The following is a 19,015-nucleotide window of genomic DNA, read 5'->3' on the forward strand; positions in this document are numbered from 1 at the left end:
CAGAAGCCCAGGTCACCGGAGTGACCTGGGCTTCTGACATGTCGGGGCGAGCGCCGCGCGAGGGTCAGTACCCCGTCGCCGTCGGCTCCGGGTAGTACTGCGCGTACTTGCGGCGGTAGTTCTGCGTGATCGCCTCGACGATGAGCCGGCGCTTGAGGCCGGAGTCACGGTCGTACTTCAGGGGGTTGATCACGTCGCCACTGGCCTTGAGCGCCTTGATCCGGGTCTTGAGCTCCGGGTCGAGGACGTACTTGGACAGCAGGCCGAACGGCACCACGGTGTAGAGCACGTCGCGCACGGCCCGCACGGGGCGGATCGGCCGGTGCAGCACCCAGTCCTCCACGAGCACGCGGGCCACGTTGGCCCCGCCCGCGGTGACGTAGTAGTTGTTCCGCCCGATGCGGGGGTTCACCTCGAAGTACACGTGCTGGCCCGTGCGCGGGTCCAGCTTGTAGTCGAAGTTCGCGAACCCCACGTAGCTCGTCGCGTCGAGGAACCGGGTGGCCGCCTCCATGGCGTCGTCGTACGCCTCCACCAGGATGGCCGCCGGGATGCCCAGCGTGCCGGGCGTGTGCTCCTCCAGGAGCACCCGGCCGGTCGCCAGGAGCGTCACCTCGCCCGACGTGTCGCGGTAGGCGGTCAGCGACCGCATCTGCGTCTCGTCGCCCGGGATGAACTCCTGCACCAGGAACGTGCCGGGGAACTTCGCGTCGGCGAGGTGACCCAGGATCACGTCGAGCTCCGCGCGGGAGTCGATGTGGTGGATCTTCTTCTTGCCGGGGAAGTCCACGTAGTACCACTCGGCACTGTTGGACGGCTTGCCCACCACGGGGTACTGCAGGTCCACCTCGAGGGCGGGCACCGCGGCACGGCCGCCGTCGGCCACGAGCTTGGCGACGTCGACCGCCACCGTGCGCGGCGTCGGGATGCCGAGCTGGTCGCAGACCTGCGCGAAGCCCTCCTTGCTGCTCACCTGCTCCAGGACCGGCAGCGACGGGTACGCCAGCACGTAGCCGGCGGCCTCCAGGCGCTCCCGGTGGATGATGAGCGTGCGCACGTGCCAGTCTGCGTTGGTCAGCAGGACCAGCACCTTGTCCCGGTGCTGCTGCGCCAGGCCCTCGAGCGTCGAGAGGAGCACGTCAACGGAGTCGATGTGCGGCACCACCACGTTGTCGACGATCGCCGAGTCCTGCATGGCACGCGTGGCGACCTTCGACAGCACCACGGAGTGGGTGCCGTACTGCTCGTGGAACGCGCGCGCCAGGGCGTACATGCCGACGTCGCCGCCGATCCCCACCACCATCAGGTCCGGGACGGGAACCTCCCCGCCGCCGCCTACGAGCCCCTTGTCCGCGGGGAAACCCCTCACGCGTCAGCCTCCGTGCGGTCGCCGGACCACTCGGTGTGGAACGTGCCCTCGCGGTCGACCCGCTTGTAGGTGTGCGCGCCGAAGAAGTCGCGCTGCGCCTGCACGAGCGCGGCGGGCAGCCGCTCGGCGCGGACGCCGTCGTAGTACGCGAGCGAGGAGGAGAAGGCGGGCGTCGGCACGCCGTTCTGCGCCGCACCGGCCACCACGCGGCGCCAGGCGGGCAGACCGCTCGCGACGGCGTCGGTGAAGTACGGGTCGGCGAGCAGCAGCGGCAGGTCCGCGTCGCGCTCGTAGGCCTCGGTGATCCGGTTGAGGAACCGGGCGCGGATGATGCAGCCGCCACGCCAGATGCGGGCCATGGCGCCACGGTCGATCGCCCAGTCGTACTCGGCGGCGGCCGCCGCGATCTGGTCGAAGCCCTGCGAGTAGGCGACGACCTTGGAGGCGTACAGGGCCTGGCGGACGTCCTCGATGAACGCGTCGCGGTCCTTGACCTCCCACTCCTGCGTGTGCGCGGGGAGCGACGCGAGACCGGCGGTGCGCTGCGGCACGGAGCCCGACAGCGCGCGGGCGAAGGTGGCCTCGGCGATGCCCGTGATGGGCACGCCCAGGTCCAGGCCGTTCTGCACCGTCCAGCGGCCGGTGCCCTTCTGCTCGGCCTGGTCCAGGACGATGTCGACGAACGCCTTGCCGGTCTCGGCGTCCACGTGCTGCAGGACGTCGGCGGTGATCTCGATGAGGAACGACTCCAGGTCGCCCGTGTTCCACTGCGCGAAGATCTGGCCGATCTCGGCGGCTGAAGCACCCAGGCCCTGGCGCAGCAGGTCGTACGCCTCGGCGATCAGCTGCATGTCGGCGTACTCGATGCCGTTGTGCACCATCTTGACGAAGTGGCCCGCGCCGTCGGAGCCCACGTAGGTGCAGCAGGGAACGCCGTCCACCTTCGCGGAGATGTCCTCCAGGATCGGGCCGAGCGACGCGTACGACTCGGGCGTGCCGCCCGGCATGATCGACGGGCCGTTCAGCGCGCCCTCCTCGCCGCCGGACACACCGGTGCCCACGAAGTGCAGGCCGTGCTCCTTGAGGGCCGCCTCGCGCCGGATCGTGTCCGGGAAGTGCGCGTTGCCGGCGTCGACCACTATGTCGCCCTCCTCCAGGAGGGGCACCAGCTCGTCGATGACGGCGTCCGTGGGACCGCCGGCCTTGACCATGATGACTACCTTGCGCGGGCGCTCGAGCGACGCGACGAAGTCGGCGAGCGTCTCGCTCGGCACGAACTCACCGTCGCTGCCGTGCTCCGCCACCAGAGACTCGGTCTTGGCGTACGAGCGGTTGTGGACCGCCACCGTGTAGCCGTGACGTGCGAAGTTCCGCGCGAGGTTGCGACCCATCACCGCCAGCCCGGTGACGCCGATCTGTGCTGTGCCTGACACGTTCTTGCTCCTTAAGAAGTGGGTACGGGCCGGCGTGCGTGCGTGACGTGCCGTGACCCGCGTCCAGCCTAGTGGTCAGGGGTCCCGGTAGCGCCGCGCCGTCCGCCGGGCGGGCAGATCACGTTCCGGCGACCGCCGCGCGCCTCCGCGTGGAGATTGCGGCACGGACGTACCGTGAAGTGGTGACCAGCGGCCCGCCCACCGGCGTCCCCGTCGACTTCGCAGCGGCTCTCGCCGACCTGCGGCGTCAGGCCTTGCGCTCAGAGGTGCGCCTCACGGAGATCCCGGCCCCGCGCCGGGTGGCCCCGTTCAGCGTCGCGCTCTCGGGCGACGTGCTGCCCGGCGCCCCGCCGGGACCGGCCGCCCGGGACCGTTCCGACGACCACGACCACTCCGAGGAACCGCTGGCCACCGGCCGCTTCGTCGTGCTGCACGACCCGGCGGGCCAGGAGGCCTGGCACGGCACGTTCCGCGTGGTGACCCTCGTGCGTGCCTCGCTGGAGCCAGAGATGGCGGCGGACCCCATGCTGGCCGACGTCGCCTGGTCCTGGGTGGGCGAGGCCCTGGAGTCCGCAGGGCTCGTCCGCGGCACGGACACGGTGGCCGAGGGCGGCACGGTCACCCGCGTGCTCTCGCACAGCTACGGCGCACTGGAGGGCACTCCCGACGCCGTCGACCTCGAGATCCGCGCGTCGTGGACACCGCTCGACACCCGGCTCGGCACCCATCTGAGCGCGTGGGCGACGCTGCTCACCATGGCCGCAGGGGTGCCCCCGCTCCCCGAGGGCGTCGCCACGCTCACCAGGCGTTTTACCGACCGATCCAAGCAACGCCATACGGTAGGTCCATGACCACCACGGAGCGAGGACTCCCTGCGGAGACATCGACGCCCGTGCCGGCACCTGTTACCCCACTGACCGAGCCCGCTGACGGGCTGCCGGACGTGGTGGCCACACAGGGCGCTTTCGCACGGGTCGTCGAGGCGTTCGCCGCGGGCTCCGGGCCGGTAGCCGCCGACGCCGAGCGCGCCTCCGGGTACCGGTACGGCCAGGCCACCTACCTCGTCCAGGTACGGCGGGAGGGTGCGGGCACCGCGCTGATCGACCCGGTCGGCGTCCCCGACCTCTCGCCGCTCGGCGAGGCCGTCGGCGACGCCGAGTTCGTCCTGCACGCCGCCTCGCAGGACCTCCCGGGGTTCGCCGAGCACGGGCTGCGCCCCGCCCGGGTCTTCGACACCGAGCTCGCCGCGCGCCTGCTCGGCATGGAGCGCGTGGGGCTCGCCGCCGTCGTCGCGGAGGTGCTGGGCCTCGGTCTGGCCAAGGAGCACTCGGCGGTCGACTGGTCCACGCGCCCCCTGCCGGAGGACTGGCTGCGGTACGCCGCGCTCGACGTCGAGGTGCTCGTCGAGCTGCGCGACCGCCTCGCCGAACGGCTCGAGGCCGCCGGCAAGACCGAGTGGGCTGCCCAGGAGTTCGAGGCGGTGCGCACCGCTCCCCCGCCGCCGCCGCGGGTCGATCCCTGGCGCCGTACCTCCGGCATGCACGTGCTGCGCAACCCGCGCCAGGTCGCCGCCGTCCGGGCGATGTGGATCGCGCGGGACGCGAGCGCCCAGGCGCGCGACATCTCGCCGGGCCGGGTCCTGCCCGACCGGGCGATCGTCGCGGCGGCGAAGGCGATGCCGAAGACCGCCGGCCAGCTCGTCGCCCTGCCGGAGTTCGCGGGCAAGGGCACCAAGCGCCGGGCCGCCTACTGGCAGAAGGCGATCGACGAGGCGCGCGCCCTGCCCGAGTCGGCGCTGCCCTCGGTGCGCGGGCCGCGTTCCGACGGTCCGCCGCCGCCGCGCACCTGGGGTGACCGGGACACCACCGCTGCCCGCCGCCTCACGGCGGCGCGCGAGCTCGTGACCGCGTTGTCCGAGGAGCTGAACGTCCCGGTCGAGAACCTGCTGCAGCCCGACGCGCTGCGCCGCCTGTGCTGGACGCCACCGGTACCCGCCGACGCCGCGGGCATCGCCGAGTTCCTGCGCGGCCGTGGGGCACGCGAGTGGCAGCTCAGGCTGCTCGCGGGCGCCCTGGAGCGGGCGTTCGCCGACGCGGCACGCGAACCGGGTGTGAAAGCGTCACCCCCGCCCCAGTAGAGTCGTCCCCATGCCAGCCCTGTCGGAGCCCATCACGCTCGCCGTCGACGTAGTCACCGAACCTTCGACCTGGGACCGCGAGGTGCTCGCCCTCGGCGGGCACCCGCTCCAGCTGTGGGGATGGGGCGAGGTGAAGGCGGCCGGCAACTGGCGCGCGCACCGGCTCCGGGTGACCGAGGACGGCACCACCGTCGGCCTGGCGCAGCTGCTCGTGCGGCCGCTGCCGGCCCAGTTCAAGGCACTGTCGTACGTGCCGCGCGGGCCGGTCGTGGCGCACCACGACGGCGAGACGGCGCAGGCGGTCTTCGGCGTCGGCGACACTGCGACGCGCAACGCCGTGACCAACACAGTGGTGGAGTGGGCGCGCGAGAACGTGGGCGGCGTCGGCATCACCATCGAGCCGGACTGGCCCGCGGGCACGCAGCTGGACCTGGCGGGACGGCGCCAGGCGTCGAACCACATCCTGATCCCGAGCACACTGATCCTGGACCTCACCCGGCCCGCCGACGAGCTGCTCGGCGACATGCGCAAGTCCACGCGGTACGAGATCCGCAAGGGCGCCCGGCTGGGCCTCGACATCCGCCGGGTGACGGAGGACGCGGAGGTGCTGCGCGTGCTCGACGTCTACAAGGAGACCGCCGAGCGTGCGGGCTTCGCGATCCACTCCGACGAGTACTACCTCGACATCAACCGGTCGCTCGGCGACAAGTCGGTGCTGGTGGCCACCTACGTCGACGACGTACCGGCGTGCTTCGCGTGGTGCGTCAACTCCGCGAGCACCTCGTTCCTGCTGTACGGCGGCGGAACCGACGCCGGCCGCAAGGCCACGGCCACCGCGCCGACCTACTGGCGCACCATCGAGATCGCCCGCGAGCAGGGCCTCGTGCGGTACGACATGAACGGCCTGCTCAACGACGGCATCAGCGACTTCAAGAAGAGCTTCGCCAAGCACACCGACGAGCTGGTCGGCTCGATCGACGTCGCGTTCTCGCGCTTGTACACCACCTGGAACACCGCCCTCCCGACGGCGAAAAAGGTAGTACGCAAGCTCCGCGGCAACGGCTGACCACTCGCCCCGCCCCACCTCCCCACCCTCCCCGCGCGACTGACGAAGTAGAGCGCCTGTCCGAGTCTCCCTGAGTGACACCAGGGAGACTCGGACAGGCGCTCTACTTCGTCAGTCGCGCGGGGAGACTCAGTTTCACACTCACCCGGACTCCGTCTCACTTCTTACGTGCTTTTTACCGGTACTCGCGGTAGCGTGTATCTCGATCCAGCGGCGTCGCTCACCGGACGTCGCCGTCCCGAAAACCCCCAGGAGTTCTGCTGATGACCGCAGCCCCGGAAACACCGCGTGCTCGCCGCGGCGTACGCGACGTCGTCTTCGTCGACGGCGCCCGCACACCCTTCGGCAAGGCCAAGCCCGACGGCATCTACGCAGAGACGCGTGCCGACGACCTGATCGTGAAGGTGGTGCGCGAGCTGCTGCGGCGCCACCCCGAGCTCCCCCCGGAGCGGATCGACGAGGTGGCCATCGCCGCCACCACCCAGCAGGGCGACCAGGGGCTCACGCTCGGCCGCACGGTAGGCATGCTCGCCGGTCTCCCCCAGTCCGTGCCGGGCTACGCCATCGACCGCATGTGCGCCGGTGCGATGACGGCCGCCACGACCACGGCAGCGGGCATCGCCATGGGCGCCGCCGACGTCGTCATCGCGGGCGGCGTCGAGCACATGGGCCGCCACCCGATGGGCTTCGACGCCGACGTCAACCCCCGGTTCGTGGCCGAGAAGCTCGTCGACCCGCAGTCCCTGAACATGGGCGTCACCGCGGAGAACCTGCACGACAAGTTCCCGCAGCTGACCAAGGAGCGCGCCGACCGGTTCGCCGTCGAGTCGCAGGCCAAGTACGCCAAGGCCGTGGCCAACGGCAACATCGAGCCCGACCTGGTGCCGGTCGCGACCCGGTCCACCGAGCAGGGCTGGGGCCTGGCCACCACCGACGAGCTGCCCCGCCCCGAGACGACCTTCGAGTCCATCCAGGGCCTCAAGACGCCGTTCCGCGCGGGCGGCCGGGTCACCCCCGCGACGTCGTCCCCGCTGACCGACGGCGCGACCGCTGCCATCCTCGCCTCCGGCGACGTCGCCGCCGAGCTGGGCCTGCCCGCGAAGATGCGCCTGGTGTCGTACGGCTACGCCGGCGTGCCGCCGGAGATCATGGGCTACGGCCCGGTGCCCTCGACCGACAAGGCCCTGAAGTCCGCAGGCCTGACGATCGACGACATCGGCCTGTTCGAGCTGAACGAGGCGTTCGCGGTGCAGGTGCTCTCCTTCCTGGACCACTACGGCATCGCCGACGACGACGCCCGGGTCAACCAGTACGGCGGCGCCCTCGCCATGGGCCACCCCCTGGCCAGCTCCGGCGTCCGCCTGATGACGCAGCTCGCCCGCCAGTTCGAGCAGCACCCCGAGGTCCGGTACGGCCTCACCGCCATGTGCGTGGGCCTGGGCCAGGGCGGCAGCGTCATCTGGGAGAACCCCCACCACGCCGACTACTCCGGCCACACGGACGAGGAGAACTGACCAGTGCCTGAGACCCCCAACGCTCCCGCGGAGCGCGTCACCCACTCGCTGGTCCGGGACGTGCGGCTGCCCGGCGGCGCCGGCGTCCTCGCGCTGGTCACGCTCGACAACGGCCTGGACCACACCAAGCCGAACACGTTCGGCCCGGCCGGCATGGCCGAGCTCAAGGCCGCGCTCGAGGTCGTCCGCACCCGTGCCGAGGCCGGCGAGATCGTCGCCGTCGGCGTGACCGGCAAGCCCTACTTCGTCGCCGCGGGCGCCGACCTCAAGGGCATCACGTCGGTGCACGACCACGCCGAGGCCGTCGAGCTGGGCCGCATGGGCCACGCCGCGTACACGATCCTCGGCGACCTGCGCGAGGCCACCGGCGTGCCGACCTTCGCATTCGTCAACGGCCTCGCGCTGGGCGGCGGCCTCGAGGTCGCGCTGAACTGCGACTACCGCACGGTGGCCTCCGACGCTGCTGCGCTCGGCCTGCCCGAGACCGGCATCGGCCTCATCCCCGGCTGGGGTGGCGCCTACCTCGTCCCTCGCCTGATCGGCGTCGAGAAGGCGATCGAGGTCATCCTCACGCGGCCGGCGGCGAACAAGCCGTACAAGCCCGCCGAAGCCCTCAAGATCGGCCTGGTCGACGAGCTGTTCGAGGCCGCCGACTTCCTGGAGCAGTCCATCATCTGGGCGGCCAAGGTCGTCACCGGTGAGGTCGAGGTGCCCCGTCGCGAGCTCGACCCGCAGCCGGTGTGGGACGGCGTCGTCGCCGCTGCCAAGGCCCAGCTCGACGCCGTCGTCGGCACCTCACGTCCCGCGCCGCACCGCGCGCTGGAGCTGATCGCCGGGGCCCGGAACGCCACCAAGGCCGAGGCCTTCGCGGCCGAGGACCAGGCGCTGGCGGACCTGATCATGTCCGACGAGATGCGCGCCAGCATCTACGCGTTCAACCTCGTGGGCGGCGGCAAGAAGCCCCAGGGCGCCCCCGACCCCAAGCTCGCCAGGCCGGTCACCAAGGTCGGCGTCGTGGGCGCCGGTCTGATGGCCGCCCAGATGGCGTTCCTGTTCGCGCAGCGCCTCGGCGTGCCGGTGGTCATGCGCGACCTGGACCAGGAGCGCGTGGACAAGGGCCTGTCCTTCGTCCGCGAGACGGCGGAGAAGCTCGCCGGCCGCGGGCGCCTTTCGCCCGACGCCGCGCAGCGCATCGTCGCCTCGGTGTCCGGCACCACCGACATCGGCGAGTTCGCCTCGTGCGACTTCGTGATCGAGGCCGTCACCGAGGTGATGGGGCTCAAGAAGAAGGTGTTCGCCGAGCTGGAGGGCGTCATCTCCCCCGAGACGGTGCTGGCGACCAACACCTCCGCGCTGTCCGTCACCGAGATGGCGGCGGACCTGCAGCACCCGGAGCGCGTGGTCGGCATCCACTTCTTCAACCCGGTGGCCCAGATGCCGCTGGTCGAGGTGATCAACGCCGAGCGCACCTCGGACGATGCCCTCGCCACGGCGTTCGCCATCTCCAAGAAGCTCCGCAAGACGGCGATCATGTCGGCCGACCGCCCGGGCTTCATCGTGAACCGCCTGCTGCTGCTCGTGATGGGCCAGGTCCTGGACGCGATCGAGGGCGGAACCCCCGTCGAGCTCGCGGACCGCGCGCTCGCCCCGCTCGGCTTCCCGATGCCGACGTTCGAGCTGACCGACCTGGTGGGCCCCGCCGTCGCGCAGCACGTGCTGACGTCGCTGCGGGAGAACCTCGGCGACCGCATCCCGGCGTCGGCCGGCCTGGCCAAGATCGTCGAGGACGGCACCCGCGTGGTGCTGGACGGCCCCAAGGGTCTGCCCAAGCCGGTCAACCCGGCCATCCAGGAGTACTTCGGCGAGGCGCTGACGCCGGGCGAGCCCGGTCGGCACGGCCAGAACGTGCTCGACGCCGACGGCGTGCTCGACCAGGTGCTCACGGCGCTGACCACCGAGATCGGCCTGATGCTGGACGAGGGCGTCGTGCACGGCCCGCAGCAGATCGACCTCGCGATGATCCTCGGCGCCGGCTGGGGCTTCCACACGGGCGGCATCACGCCGTACCTGGACCGCACCGGCTACAGCGAGAAGGTCCTGGGCAAGCGGTTCCTGCCCGACGGCGTGGCGAACGTCCCCGCCTGACACTGAGAGCCGCATCCGGGCCCTCCGACGACCGCGCACACTTTCGTGCGTCGTTGTCGGAGGGCCCCGCTACGCTCTGCGACCATGACAGACGTCGGTCCGGGAACGCACGCGCACTACGTGGTGGTGGGCGACGGTCCGCTCGCGTTTCGCCTGACCAGAGCGCTCAGCACGCGCTACAGGGGCACCGTGACGGTGGTCGTACCCGACCGTTCGTCCCGGTACGCCCAGGAGATGGCGGCCCTCGACCGGGTGGACCTCGTGGAGACCGACCGGGTCGACGAGAAGGTCCTGACGGCGGCCGGCGCGGACCGTGCTCACGCCGCCGCGCTCGTGGACCAGGACGACGGCGGCAACGTCGCCCTGGCCCTCCTGCTCCGCGAGGCCTGGCCCGCACTGCACGTGGTGGTCCGGATCTTCGACGAGTCGCTCGGGCGGCACCTGCAGCGCGACCGCTGCACGGTGCTCTCGGCGTCGGCGTTCGCGGCGCCCGAGATCGTCGCCGCGGCGCTGCGCCGGCAGGTCCGCCTCCCGGTGCAGCATCGCCGCCTCGTCACCGTGTCGGACGAGGAGACGTCCCTGCCCACCCGCATGGTCCTGTTCGCGACGAACGAGGACGGCACCGTCACGGCGCTCCCGAACGACGAGGAGCTGGCCGGGCTCGCCCCGAAGGTGCTCCTGGCGGACGCCGGCGGGCACGACGTCCTGCCCGAGCTGAAGGCCGACCTCGAACCGGACGAGGACGAGGTGGACCCGCACCGGCGGCGCCGGTTCGGCGAGTACCTGCGCACCCTGGCGATCACGTCGGGCTGGAACCTGCTGCTCGCTGCCGGGGTCCTTCTCGTGGTCGTCCTCGTCGGTGCGACGACCATCCAGCTCGCGACCGGCTCGTCCTTCTTCGGCGCGCTGTACGAGGCGGTGCTGCCGGCGCTGGCGGGCAGCGACCCCGACCACGACGCCAACCCTGTCGTCAAGGCCACCCAGGTGGTCCTGACGATAGTGAGCGTCGCCGTCATCCCGTGGGTCACCGGTGTGGTGGTCGACGGCGTCGTGCGGACCCAGCGCCTGCTCGACGCCGGTTCTCCGCTGCACGCGATGTCCGACCACGTGGTCGTCGTCGGGCTCGGTGACCTCGGCACCCGCATCGTCAGGTCCCTGGACCGTCGTGGTGTGCCCGTGGTCGCCGTCGACATCGACGAGTCGGCGCGCGGTATCGCGGTGGCCCGCGCCAGGGACGTGCCCGTGGTCATCGGCGACGCACGCCGGGCGGCGACCCTGCGTTCCGCGTACGTCGACACCGCCCAGGCGATAGTGGTGGTCACGAGCGGCGGCGCGACGACCATCGGCATCGGCTTCTCAGCACGCTCCATCCCGCGGCCGGAGGACGCACCGACGCCGCTGCGCACGGTCCTGCGCGTGTACGACAAGGACCTGTCGCGGCGCATCCGCCGCGAGATCCCCGACTCCGTGGGGCTCAGCTCCTCGTTCCTCGCCGCGCCGTGGTTCGCCGCGTCGATGATCGGCCAGGAGGTCAAGGCGACCATCCCGTACCGTGACCGGGTGCTGGTGCTCGCCGAGATAGTGATCATGGAGGGCAGCCGGCTCGCCCGCATGCATCCCGACGACGTCGATCTCGACGGCGAGGAGGAGGACGCCGAGGGCGTCGTGCGGAGCCGCCTGCTCGCCATCCGCACGAAGCCGCAGGCGAGCGGGGGTGGCGGCCGCATGATCGAGCCGTCGGAGGGGTGGTACCTGCACGCCGACGACACGCTGGTCGTCATCGCGACCACGGCGGGCCTGCGTCGTCTGCGCGACCTGGCGACCGCACCGCAGCTCCCGGCGCGCACGGTGTGAGCCGCACAGTGTGAGAACAGCGACAACTGGCCTGAACGATCAGCCGAGAACCGGCCCGTTCGGCGGTCCACCTGGCGCATAGCCTCGGGCCATGCAGAACGGACTCAGCGTCCCCCAGGGCGCCGCACTCACCCTCGGCGCGATGCTCGGCACCGGCGTCATCTCCCTGCCCGCCCTGGCCGCCGGCGTGGCGGGCCCGGCGTCCCTGGTCGCGTGGGCGGCCCTCGTGCTCCTGTCCATCCCGCTCGCCACGACCTTCGCCGCGCTCGGCGCGCGCCACCCCGACGGCGGCGGCGTGGCCACCTATGCCCGCCTCGCGTTCGGCGAGCGGGCGTCCACCATGGTCGGCTGGGCGTTCTACGCGACGATCCCCGTGGGCGCACCCGCCGCGGCGGGCTTCGCCGGGGCCTACGTCGCGGACGCCACCGGCGGCGGCACGGGGACCGCACTGGTCACCACCGTCGCCATCATCGCGGTGTGCGCGGTGATGAACTGGTTCGACCTGCGGGTGTCCGGCACGGCACAGCTCGTCATCGCGGGGGTGGTCGCGCTCCTGCTGGCCGTCGCGGTGGTCGTGGCCCTGCCGCACGCGCAGCCGGCGCACCTCACGCCGTTCGCCCCGCACGGCTGGGGCGCCGTCGGCTCCGCCGCGGCCCTGCTGGTCTGGGCGTTCGCGGGCTGGGAGATCCTCGGCTCGCTGTCCGCCGAGTACCGCAACCCCGCCAGGGACATTCCCCGGGCCACCGCCATCGCAGTGGCGGCAGTGGGCGTGCTGTACCTGGGTGTCGCGTTCGCGACGGTGGCGGTGCTGGGGCCGACGCCCGGTCCCGCACCGCTCTCGGACCTGCTGGTGCTCGGGTTCGGCGAGAGCGCCCGGCCCGTCACCACGGTGCTGGCCGTGCTGCTGACCGTCGGAGCCATCAACGTCTACTTCGCGGGCGGCAGCCGGATGGGCGCGGCGCTGGCCCGCGACGGCGCGCTCCCGGCGTGGCTCGCGTCCGCGCCGGGCCGCACGCCCCGCCGCTCGCTGGCGCTCATCACGGCGGTCGCCCTCGGCACGACGGCGCTGCTCGCCGCCCTGCACCAGTCCACCGACGCGATCCTCCTCATGGCGACCGCCACGTTCTCCCTGCTCTACGTGGTGGGCACCGCCGCGGCGCTGCGGCTCCTGCCGCGCCGGGGCGCGGCCTGGTGGTGCGCGGCGGTGTCGCTGGTGGCCGCGCTCGGGCTCCTCGTGATGACCGGACCGCACATGACCGGCCCGGTGCTCGCCGCGCTGGGCGGGCTGGCCTGGGCGACGTGGCGACGGCGGCGGGCGCGCGCCGCGGCCGCCGTCACGCCAGCAGCTGCTCCAGAACCCGGATACCTGGCCGGATAGTGCCCGTGACCGCACCGCCGATCCCGAGCACCACCCCGTCGCGGTGGGGACCCACCGCGTAGGCGGCGAGGGAGTCCAGGGCGACCGACCGCCGTCGGGCACGGGCCACGAGCTCCTGCGAACCCAGCGGAGCGTCGGCGGACAGGTAGGCGGCGACGTGCAGGCCCGCCGCCGACGGCACCGGCTCCACGGGCAGGCCCGCCAGCGCGTCCAGCAGGATCTCGTGCCGCTCGGTGTAGTGCGCGGAGGCCTTCCGGACGTGCCGGGCGAGCAGCCCGTCGTCGATGAAGCGCGCGAGCGCCGCCTGCACGTGCACGGCGCCGTGGCCGTCGGTGAGCTGCCGGGCCGCGAGCAGCGCGTCGCGCAGTGACGGGGGCGCCACCAGGTAACCGACGCGCAGGCCCGGCAGCAGCGACTTCGAGAAGGTGCCGACGTAGACGACACGCCCGTCGCGGTCGAGGGCCTGCAACGACTCCAGCGGACGGCGGGCGCGGCGGAACTCGCTGTCGTAGTCGTCCTCGATCACCGCCGTCCCGTGGCGTGCCGCGTGCGCCAGCAGGGCACGGCGCCGGGCCAGCGACAGCGGCATCCCGAGCGGGAACTGGTGCGACGGAGTGGTGTAGACCAGGCGGGCCCGGGGCGGGATGTCGTCCACGACGAGCCCCTCGGCGTCGACCGGCACCGGCACCACCCGGACGCCGTGCAGTGCGAAGAGCTCGCGCGCCTCGGGGTAGCCAGGGTCCTCCATGGCGACGACGTCCCCCGGTTCGAGCAGCACCCGCGCCACCAGGTCGAGGGCCTGCTGCGCGCCGGTCGTCGCGATGACGTCACCGGGCTCGGCGTGCACCCCCCGCGAACCGGCCACGTAGCGGGCGACCGCCTCCCGGAACCGGGGCAGGCCCGCCGGGGCGGAGTACGCGCCCCCGGCCGGTCCGCCGGACCGCGACTCGGCCGCGAGCAGGCGGCGCCAGGTGTCGAACGGGAAGATGCTCGCGTCGGGGATGCCCACCCGGAAGTCGTGCGCGGGCACTGGCGCGTCGCCGCTCGTGGCGTGCGGGGCCCAGCGCCAGCCGGCCCGGGGGCGCAGGGCGCCCGCCGCACGGTGCCGCACGCGTGGGTTGTCGCCCGCCGCGGCGGTCGCGAACGTGCCTGATCCGGGCCGCGTCTCCAGGAACCCCTCGGCGACGAGCCGCTCGTAGGCTTCCGCGACGCTCGCGCGCGAGACGCCGAGGTCCCGGGCCAGGTCCCGGGTCGAGGGCAGCCGCTCCCCCGCGGGGATCCGGCCGGCGGTCAGCGCCGCGTGCAGCGCGCGGTAGATCGCATCGGTGCGACCGGTGCGCTGGCTCAGATCGACGGCGAGGTCCACCCGCCGATCATCGCCCATTCCGGCGGACATGACAGCCGCTCATTACGGTTCGGACTCATCGGGGCAATTCACCCGACTCAACCGCCCCTTTTCGCCAATTCGGGACAGACGGGGCACCTAGCATCGCGGCTCATGAGCACTGAACCCGCGCCGACGGCGATCCTCCCCGAGGAGCCCGCCGCAGCGCCCACCGACGCCACGGGCGAGGCTCCGGAGCCGCCCGCGACGCCCCCGGACGCCGACGGCGTCCCTCGCCCGTCGGCCCGCCCCCTGACCGCCGCCCTGCTCAACCTGAGCGGGCTCGGTCTCGGCTACCTGCACCTGCGCGCGTGGCTCCGCCTGGTCGTGGCGCTGGCCGCGACGGCAGGTCTGGTCTGGGTCGCGCTGCCGATCGGGCGCGAGCCGATCGCCGTCTGGTGGGCACTCGGCTACCTCGGCGCGCTCGGCCTGTTCGCGCTGGACGCAGCGCTCCTCGCCCGGCGCCGGGCGCGCCGCGAGACGCCGCAGCGCACCGTCTGGACGCCGCGCGCCGCCCGCCGGACCGCGTGGGCCACGCTCGCGATCGTTCCCCTCCTGGGCGCCGCCTACGTGGTGACGCAGCACGAGGTGCTGGAGCAGCACCTCGCGCACGACCTGGCCCAGGCGGAGGCGAGCCTGGACTCCGCGGGCACGGCCTTCGGCGCGTTCCGGAAGACCTACGACACCGCGTACACGACATATCTGCAGACGGCGGAGGAGCACCCCGGCACGCGGGCCGCCGATCGGGTCCCCGGGCTGATCGACGACCTGTACGCGCAGGCCAAGGGCGACAAGGAGTGCAACGCGCTCACCGCGGTGCGGCACTTCGCCGAACCCGGGACCGGCGGCCCGCTGCAGGCGGTCGCGGAGGGCGAGCTGTCCGGCGCGCTGCACGGCTGCGGCATGGAGCTCATCGAGGAAGGTGAGCTCCGCGACGCGAAGGAGCCGCTGGCCGAGCTGATGACCGACCACCCGTCCAGCGATCCGGCGGCGGCCCTGCCCGACGACCTGGCGGAGTGGCGAGACGGCGTGATCAAGCAGCTGGCGAGCAAGGGTGGCTGCACCGGGACGGTCGCGGCGAGGGACTCGGCGAGCTTCCTGGCCGGCTTCGACTCCGGCAAGGTCAGCGCCCTGGCCGACGAGGCCCGGACCAAGGTGCCGGCCGGACTGCTCAAGTGCGCGGTGCGACAGTTCAAGGCCAAGGACCACCTCGACGCGCAAGCCAACCTGGCCGCGATCCTCGACGCGTATCCCAGGGCGAAGGAGGCCGGGTACGCCGGACGCCTCCAGATCGCCACGGGCATCGCACTGCGGGACCCGGAGGCGGGCGTGAAGCTGCCTTCGCTCAAGGAGCCAGAGGGAACTGTCACCCTGACGGTCCACAACTACAGCCCGGAGCAGATGGAGATCGTCTACACCGGACCGGCCACCGGCGTCATCACCATCGAGGCGTGCGACGACTGCAAGTACTACGCGAAGGGCGACCAGCCGGAGTGCGTCGGCTACTCGCTCACGGTCCCGAGCGAGACCGTGACCATCCCGGCGGGCGACTACATCACGGCTACCCGGCACGACGGCGTCATCTACGACTGGGAGGACGGGAACCTCGGCAAGGAGAACTTCACCGCCGACAGCGGGTTCTGCACGTGGAGCCACAAATCCTGAGCACAGGACGCGTTCCCCGTGCCGCCGAATTCCCTTCCTCGGCGGCACGGGAGCCTGTTGAATACGTCCCGACATGACTACGTACTTCACGTCCGACCAGCACTTCGGGCACCTGAACATCATCCGGTTCTGCGACCGCCCGTTCCCCGGCGTCGGCGCGATGAACTCCCGGCTCGTCCAGCTCTGGAACGAGACGGTCACCGACGACGACACCGTGTGGGTGCTCGGCGACGTCGCCCTCGGTGCGCTCGACGAGTCGCTCACCCACATCGGCCGGCTGGCGGGGCGCAAGCTCCTGGTGCCCGGGAACCACGACCGTTGCTGGGAGGGTGACCGCCCGCTGCGCAAAGGCAACCCGGAGGCGCGCGAACGGCGTCGGGCCAAGGAGAGGCAGCGGTACCTGGACGCGGGCTTCGCCGAGATCCACGACCGGCCGGAGCCGGTCACCGTGGGCGGGCACAGCGTCGTGCTGTCGCACTTCCCGTACGCGGGCGACTCGCACGGCGAGGACCGGTTCGTCGAGTACCGGCCGGCGGACCAGGGCGCCTGGGTGGTGCACGGCCACGTGCACGACACCTGGCGCCGGCGCGGCAGGCAGATCAACGTCGGCGTCGACGCGTGGGGCGGGCGACCTGTGCCTGCCGAGACCGTCGCCGGCCTGCTGACCGAGGGCGCGGAGGACCTGCAGCCGCTGAGCTGGGCGTGACGGGCTCGGTGCGACGCGCTCGGCGTGACGAGCGGCCCCGGTACGACAAGAGCGCACGTTCTGAAGGTGATGAACGTGCGCTCAGGCGTCAGGGTGCGCGGCGTCGCCGGTGTGCGAGGCGCACCCGCTGCATCAGCGGAAGCGCCAGGGCGCCGGCCGCCGCGCGGGGGTCATGCGGATACGAGGGACTCCGAGTCGCGGTGCTCGCGGTCCGACTTGTAGGACGCGATCTCCGCTGCGTTGAACATCAGGTCGCTGCCGACCATGTGGTAATCGATCTCACCTGCCTCGAGAAGGTCGATGACGTGCAGCTTCGACACTCCCAGCAGACGCGCGGCTTCGAGCGTCGTCAGATCCTGGTGCGGTCGGTTGACTTCTGCTTCCAATGTGATTTCGTTCACACCGCTAGTCTTGCGCGCTCAGGTGGCCGGAGTCCAGTCGAATCGGTGCGAGTTTCGATATTCGATGATGATTCTTTTCTCCCTGAGAGCCGGGCTCGCGGCAATTGCTCCCACCCGCAGCCGTGCCGGCGTCCGCGCCAGTGAACGCGCGCCAGCGCAAGGTGTGACACGATAAGCGCCATTCCGCCGGCCCGAATGGGTCCGACGGTTTTCCTGGTCAACTGGCGGATCGGAACGATCCATCGCGCGCAAGGGGGATGGATGGCCGCGCCGTCCGCAGTGTCCGCACTGATTCCGGCCGACAGCGGCACTTCTCCCGATCTTCAATGGATTCTTGAGATCAATCGTGCCGCCTATGACATGCTCGCCGGTACCTACAAGGGCACAACCGGGGTGCGTCAAGAAAACGCCAAGAAATGGCTGACGCAGCGCCTTCCGCAGATAACCGCCCCGGCACATCCGACGGCACTGGACATCGGCTGCGCCGACGGAACCCACTCGCGGGTCCTGTCCGCACTCGGCTACGCGGTCACCGGCGTCGACTTCTCGGCACCCATGATCGCCGCGGCCCGCGAGCTCTCGGACGACCCGACCGTGCCGAACAAGCCCCGGTGGTTGCACGGTGAGTTCCTGGCGGGCCGATACGTCGACGACCGGGGCACAGAGGCACCGCTCGACGGCGAACGGTTCGACCTCGTCCTCGCCACCGCTTTCGTCCACCTCTTTCCGCCGGAGGCTGACGACGACGCCGTGCGCAAGGTCCTCCGCCATGTCACGCCGGGCGGCACCGCACTGATCTCCACGACGGCGGACGCCGCAGACCGGCAGGGCCTGGAGATCAAGGCCGGCGCGGACGGCCGGACGGCCCACCGCTGGCGGAACCACTACACGGTCGAGTCGTTCATGTGGCTCGTGCGGGAGGCCGCCCGCGACGTCTACGGGGTCAAGGTCCCGGTCCGGCCCTGGGTGGTCGTCGACCCGGACGCCGACGGCAAGCTCTGGATCGACGTCGTGGTGGACCGGCCCGCCTGACCGGATCTCCTGACCAGGCTTCCTGATCGAGCCCTCAGGTCACATCCCCTGGAACCCGCGGTAGACCGCCGTGCGGAGCTCGACCGCATAAGGCTCAAGGGCCGGCATGCCGAGTCGTGCGGCGGCCTCGATCTCCGCCTCGATGTCGTACGGCACCCGGACGAACTGCAGCCCGAACGGCGCCTGACCCGGCTCGTCGACGGCCCCCTCCAGGATCGCGTAGCTCGGAACCGGCTCGTCCAGCGGGTTGCCCACGCTCCCGACGTTGAACAGGGTGCGCCCTCGCTCCACCTCGACGAAGGCGTCGTGGATGTCGCCGTAGCCGACCATGGACGGCGCCGGGCCACCTCCCGTCATCGCCGTGTTGGCGAACATCCCCGCGAACTCCTCCGCCGTGTGCTTGGCGCGCACCCGCACGTGCGGGCTGGTCGCGGACGCGTGGAACAGCCTGATGTGCCGCCCGCTGAGCAACAGGTCGTGGCTCATCGGGAGCGCCCGCAGCCAGTCGCGCTGATCCTGGCGCAGCTCGTCGCGCCACCAGATCATCTCGGGCGCCGACTCGTCGCTCCACACGGGCAGGTGGTCGTCCCAGTTGCCCCGGATATTGACGTCGCACACCTTGTCGCACCGGTCGACGACCTCGCCGCCTCGTGGGCCCTTTCCCACGAAGTCACCGAGGTTGATGATCCGATCGACACCGCGCGACTCGATGTCGTCGAGCACCGCATCAAGTGCGGTGAGGTTGCCGTGCACGTCACTGATCAGGGCAATTTTCTCCAAAGGCACACACCGGATAGTGCCACATCGCGATCTGGTTTCACTGCGTCTGGACGCGAATCGCCGCTCCCCGCCTCTGCGCCCAGGCGTGCAAGTGTGCGCTAGATCTGCCAAAATCCGAGGGCCGCATCACCCCGGCGGCAAATGATCCGTT

The 19,015-nt window shown here is 71.8% G+C and carries 15 protein-coding genes; 10 read left to right on the plus strand and 5 right to left on the minus strand.

Annotated elements, in window-relative coordinates; translation table 11 throughout:
- Positions 1 to 64 precede the first annotated feature (64 nt).
- Together ACFO6V_RS06565 and gndA are read right to left on the minus strand one after the other, a co-directional pair.
- Entirely contained in the window at positions 65 to 1,369 is a 1,305-nt protein-coding gene (locus ACFO6V_RS06565) for a carboxylate--amine ligase (RefSeq protein WP_377133449.1), read from the minus strand.
- Positions 1,366 to 2,802: an NADP-dependent phosphogluconate dehydrogenase gene (gndA, locus tag ACFO6V_RS06570; RefSeq protein ID WP_377133451.1), complete on the minus strand. Its 1,437-nt coding sequence runs from the start codon at positions 2,800 to 2,802 to the stop codon at positions 1,366 to 1,368. Before gndA ends, ACFO6V_RS06565 begins: the two co-directional genes overlap by 4 nt.
- 182 nt (positions 2,803 to 2,984) lie before the next feature.
- Here gndA and ACFO6V_RS06575 point away from each other — a divergent pair, with 182 nt between their 5' ends.
- The 7 genes from ACFO6V_RS06575 to ACFO6V_RS06605 all read left to right on the plus strand — a co-directional run bounded on the left by ACFO6V_RS06575 (position 2,985) and on the right by ACFO6V_RS06605 (position 12,896).
- Complete coding sequence (locus ACFO6V_RS06575) at positions 2,985 to 3,653, plus strand: DUF3000 domain-containing protein (RefSeq protein WP_377133454.1); 669 nt, start codon at positions 2,985 to 2,987, stop codon at positions 3,651 to 3,653.
- Positions 3,650 to 4,939: an HRDC domain-containing protein gene (locus tag ACFO6V_RS06580; RefSeq protein WP_377133456.1), complete on the plus strand. Its 1,290-nt coding sequence runs from the start codon at positions 3,650 to 3,652 to the stop codon at positions 4,937 to 4,939. The genes ACFO6V_RS06575 and ACFO6V_RS06580 overlap by 4 nt, the downstream gene beginning before the upstream one ends.
- Before the next feature lie 10 nt (positions 4,940 to 4,949).
- Positions 4,950 to 6,005, plus strand: coding sequence for a lipid II:glycine glycyltransferase FemX (locus ACFO6V_RS06585; protein ID WP_377133458.1), 1,056 nt, complete (start codon positions 4,950 to 4,952; stop codon positions 6,003 to 6,005).
- Between the two features lie 263 nt (positions 6,006 to 6,268).
- Positions 6,269 to 7,519 (plus strand): thiolase family protein, encoded by a 1,251-nt coding sequence (locus ACFO6V_RS06590; protein ID WP_377133460.1) that lies wholly within the window; start codon positions 6,269 to 6,271, stop codon positions 7,517 to 7,519.
- Positions 7,520 to 7,522: 3 nt separating this feature from the next.
- Positions 7,523 to 9,664 (plus strand): 3-hydroxyacyl-CoA dehydrogenase NAD-binding domain-containing protein, encoded by a 2,142-nt coding sequence (locus tag ACFO6V_RS06595; protein WP_377133462.1) that lies wholly within the window; start codon positions 7,523 to 7,525, stop codon positions 9,662 to 9,664.
- Between the two features lie 84 nt (positions 9,665 to 9,748).
- Positions 9,749 to 11,518 (plus strand): potassium channel family protein, encoded by a 1,770-nt coding sequence (locus tag ACFO6V_RS06600; RefSeq protein ID WP_377133464.1) that lies wholly within the window; start codon positions 9,749 to 9,751, stop codon positions 11,516 to 11,518.
- 91 nt (positions 11,519 to 11,609) lie between these two features.
- Positions 11,610 to 12,896, plus strand: coding sequence for an APC family permease (locus tag ACFO6V_RS06605; RefSeq protein WP_377133466.1), 1,287 nt, complete (start codon positions 11,610 to 11,612; stop codon positions 12,894 to 12,896).
- Here ACFO6V_RS06605 and pdxR read toward each other — a convergent pair.
- Entirely contained in the window at positions 12,853 to 14,292 is a 1,440-nt protein-coding gene (gene pdxR, locus ACFO6V_RS06610) for a MocR-like pyridoxine biosynthesis transcription factor PdxR (RefSeq protein ID WP_377133468.1), read from the minus strand. The two genes, ACFO6V_RS06605 and pdxR, sit on opposite strands and share 44 nt — an antisense overlap.
- Positions 14,293 to 14,394: 102 nt before the next feature.
- Here pdxR and ACFO6V_RS06615 point away from each other — a divergent pair, with 102 nt between their 5' ends.
- Both ACFO6V_RS06615 and ACFO6V_RS06620 read left to right on the plus strand, forming a co-directional pair.
- A complete protein-coding gene (locus ACFO6V_RS06615) occupies positions 14,395 to 15,945 on the plus strand; it encodes a hypothetical protein (RefSeq protein ID WP_377133470.1) in 1,551 nt (516 codons plus the stop codon).
- 73 nt (positions 15,946 to 16,018) lie between these two features.
- Positions 16,019 to 16,651 carry a metallophosphoesterase family protein gene (locus tag ACFO6V_RS06620; RefSeq protein WP_377133472.1) on the plus strand — a complete coding sequence of 211 codons (633 nt, stop codon included), beginning with the start codon at positions 16,019 to 16,021 and terminating at the stop codon, positions 16,649 to 16,651.
- Between the two features lie 170 nt (positions 16,652 to 16,821).
- On the opposite strand, the gene ACFO6V_RS06625 is transcribed toward ACFO6V_RS06620, so the two are convergent.
- Positions 16,822 to 17,052, minus strand: a complete 231-nt coding sequence (locus ACFO6V_RS06625) for an excisionase family DNA-binding protein (protein ID WP_357502358.1) — start codon at positions 17,050 to 17,052, stop codon at positions 16,822 to 16,824.
- 360 nt (positions 17,053 to 17,412) lie between these two features.
- On the opposite strand from ACFO6V_RS06625, the gene ACFO6V_RS06630 reads away from it, so the two are divergent.
- A complete protein-coding gene (locus tag ACFO6V_RS06630; protein WP_377133474.1) occupies positions 17,413 to 18,084 on the plus strand; it encodes a class I SAM-dependent methyltransferase in 672 nt (223 codons plus the stop codon).
- Between the two features lie 39 nt (positions 18,085 to 18,123).
- Here ACFO6V_RS06630 and ACFO6V_RS06635 read toward each other — a convergent pair whose 3' ends face one another.
- The gene (locus ACFO6V_RS06635; protein WP_377133476.1) at positions 18,124 to 18,870 is read right to left on the minus strand and encodes a metallophosphoesterase family protein; all 747 of its coding nucleotides are present in this window, start codon (positions 18,868 to 18,870) and stop codon (positions 18,124 to 18,126) included.
- Between the last annotated feature and the right edge of the window lie 145 nt (positions 18,871 to 19,015).

This window comes from Promicromonospora alba (assembly GCF_042654905.1).
GTDB classification, from domain to species: Bacteria; Actinomycetota; Actinomycetes; order Actinomycetales; family Cellulomonadaceae; genus Promicromonospora; species Promicromonospora alba.

What these genes read in the sequence shown, in the direction of transcription:
- ACFO6V_RS06580 (WP_377133456.1), top strand. Translation starts at nt 3,650, where the DNA reads ATGACCACCACGGAGCGAGGACTCCCTGCGGAGACATCGACGCCCGTG.
- ACFO6V_RS06585 (WP_377133458.1), top strand. Translation starts at nt 4,950, where the DNA reads ATGCCAGCCCTGTCGGAGCCCATCACGCTCGCCGTCGACGTAGTCACC.
- ACFO6V_RS06590 (WP_377133460.1), top strand. Translation starts at nt 6,269, where the DNA reads ATGACCGCAGCCCCGGAAACACCGCGTGCTCGCCGCGGCGTACGCGAC.
- ACFO6V_RS06600 (WP_377133464.1), top strand. Translation starts at nt 9,749, where the DNA reads ATGACAGACGTCGGTCCGGGAACGCACGCGCACTACGTGGTGGTGGGC.
- ACFO6V_RS06605 (WP_377133466.1), top strand. Translation starts at nt 11,610, where the DNA reads ATGCAGAACGGACTCAGCGTCCCCCAGGGCGCCGCACTCACCCTCGGC.
- pdxR (WP_377133468.1), bottom strand. Translation starts at nt 14,292, where the DNA reads ATGTCCGCCGGAATGGGCGATGATCGGCGGGTGGACCTCGCCGTCGAT.
- ACFO6V_RS06615 (WP_377133470.1), top strand. Translation starts at nt 14,395, where the DNA reads ATGAGCACTGAACCCGCGCCGACGGCGATCCTCCCCGAGGAGCCCGCC.
- ACFO6V_RS06620 (WP_377133472.1), top strand. Translation starts at nt 16,019, where the DNA reads ATGACTACGTACTTCACGTCCGACCAGCACTTCGGGCACCTGAACATC.
- ACFO6V_RS06630 (WP_377133474.1), top strand. Translation starts at nt 17,413, where the DNA reads ATGCTCGCCGGTACCTACAAGGGCACAACCGGGGTGCGTCAAGAAAAC.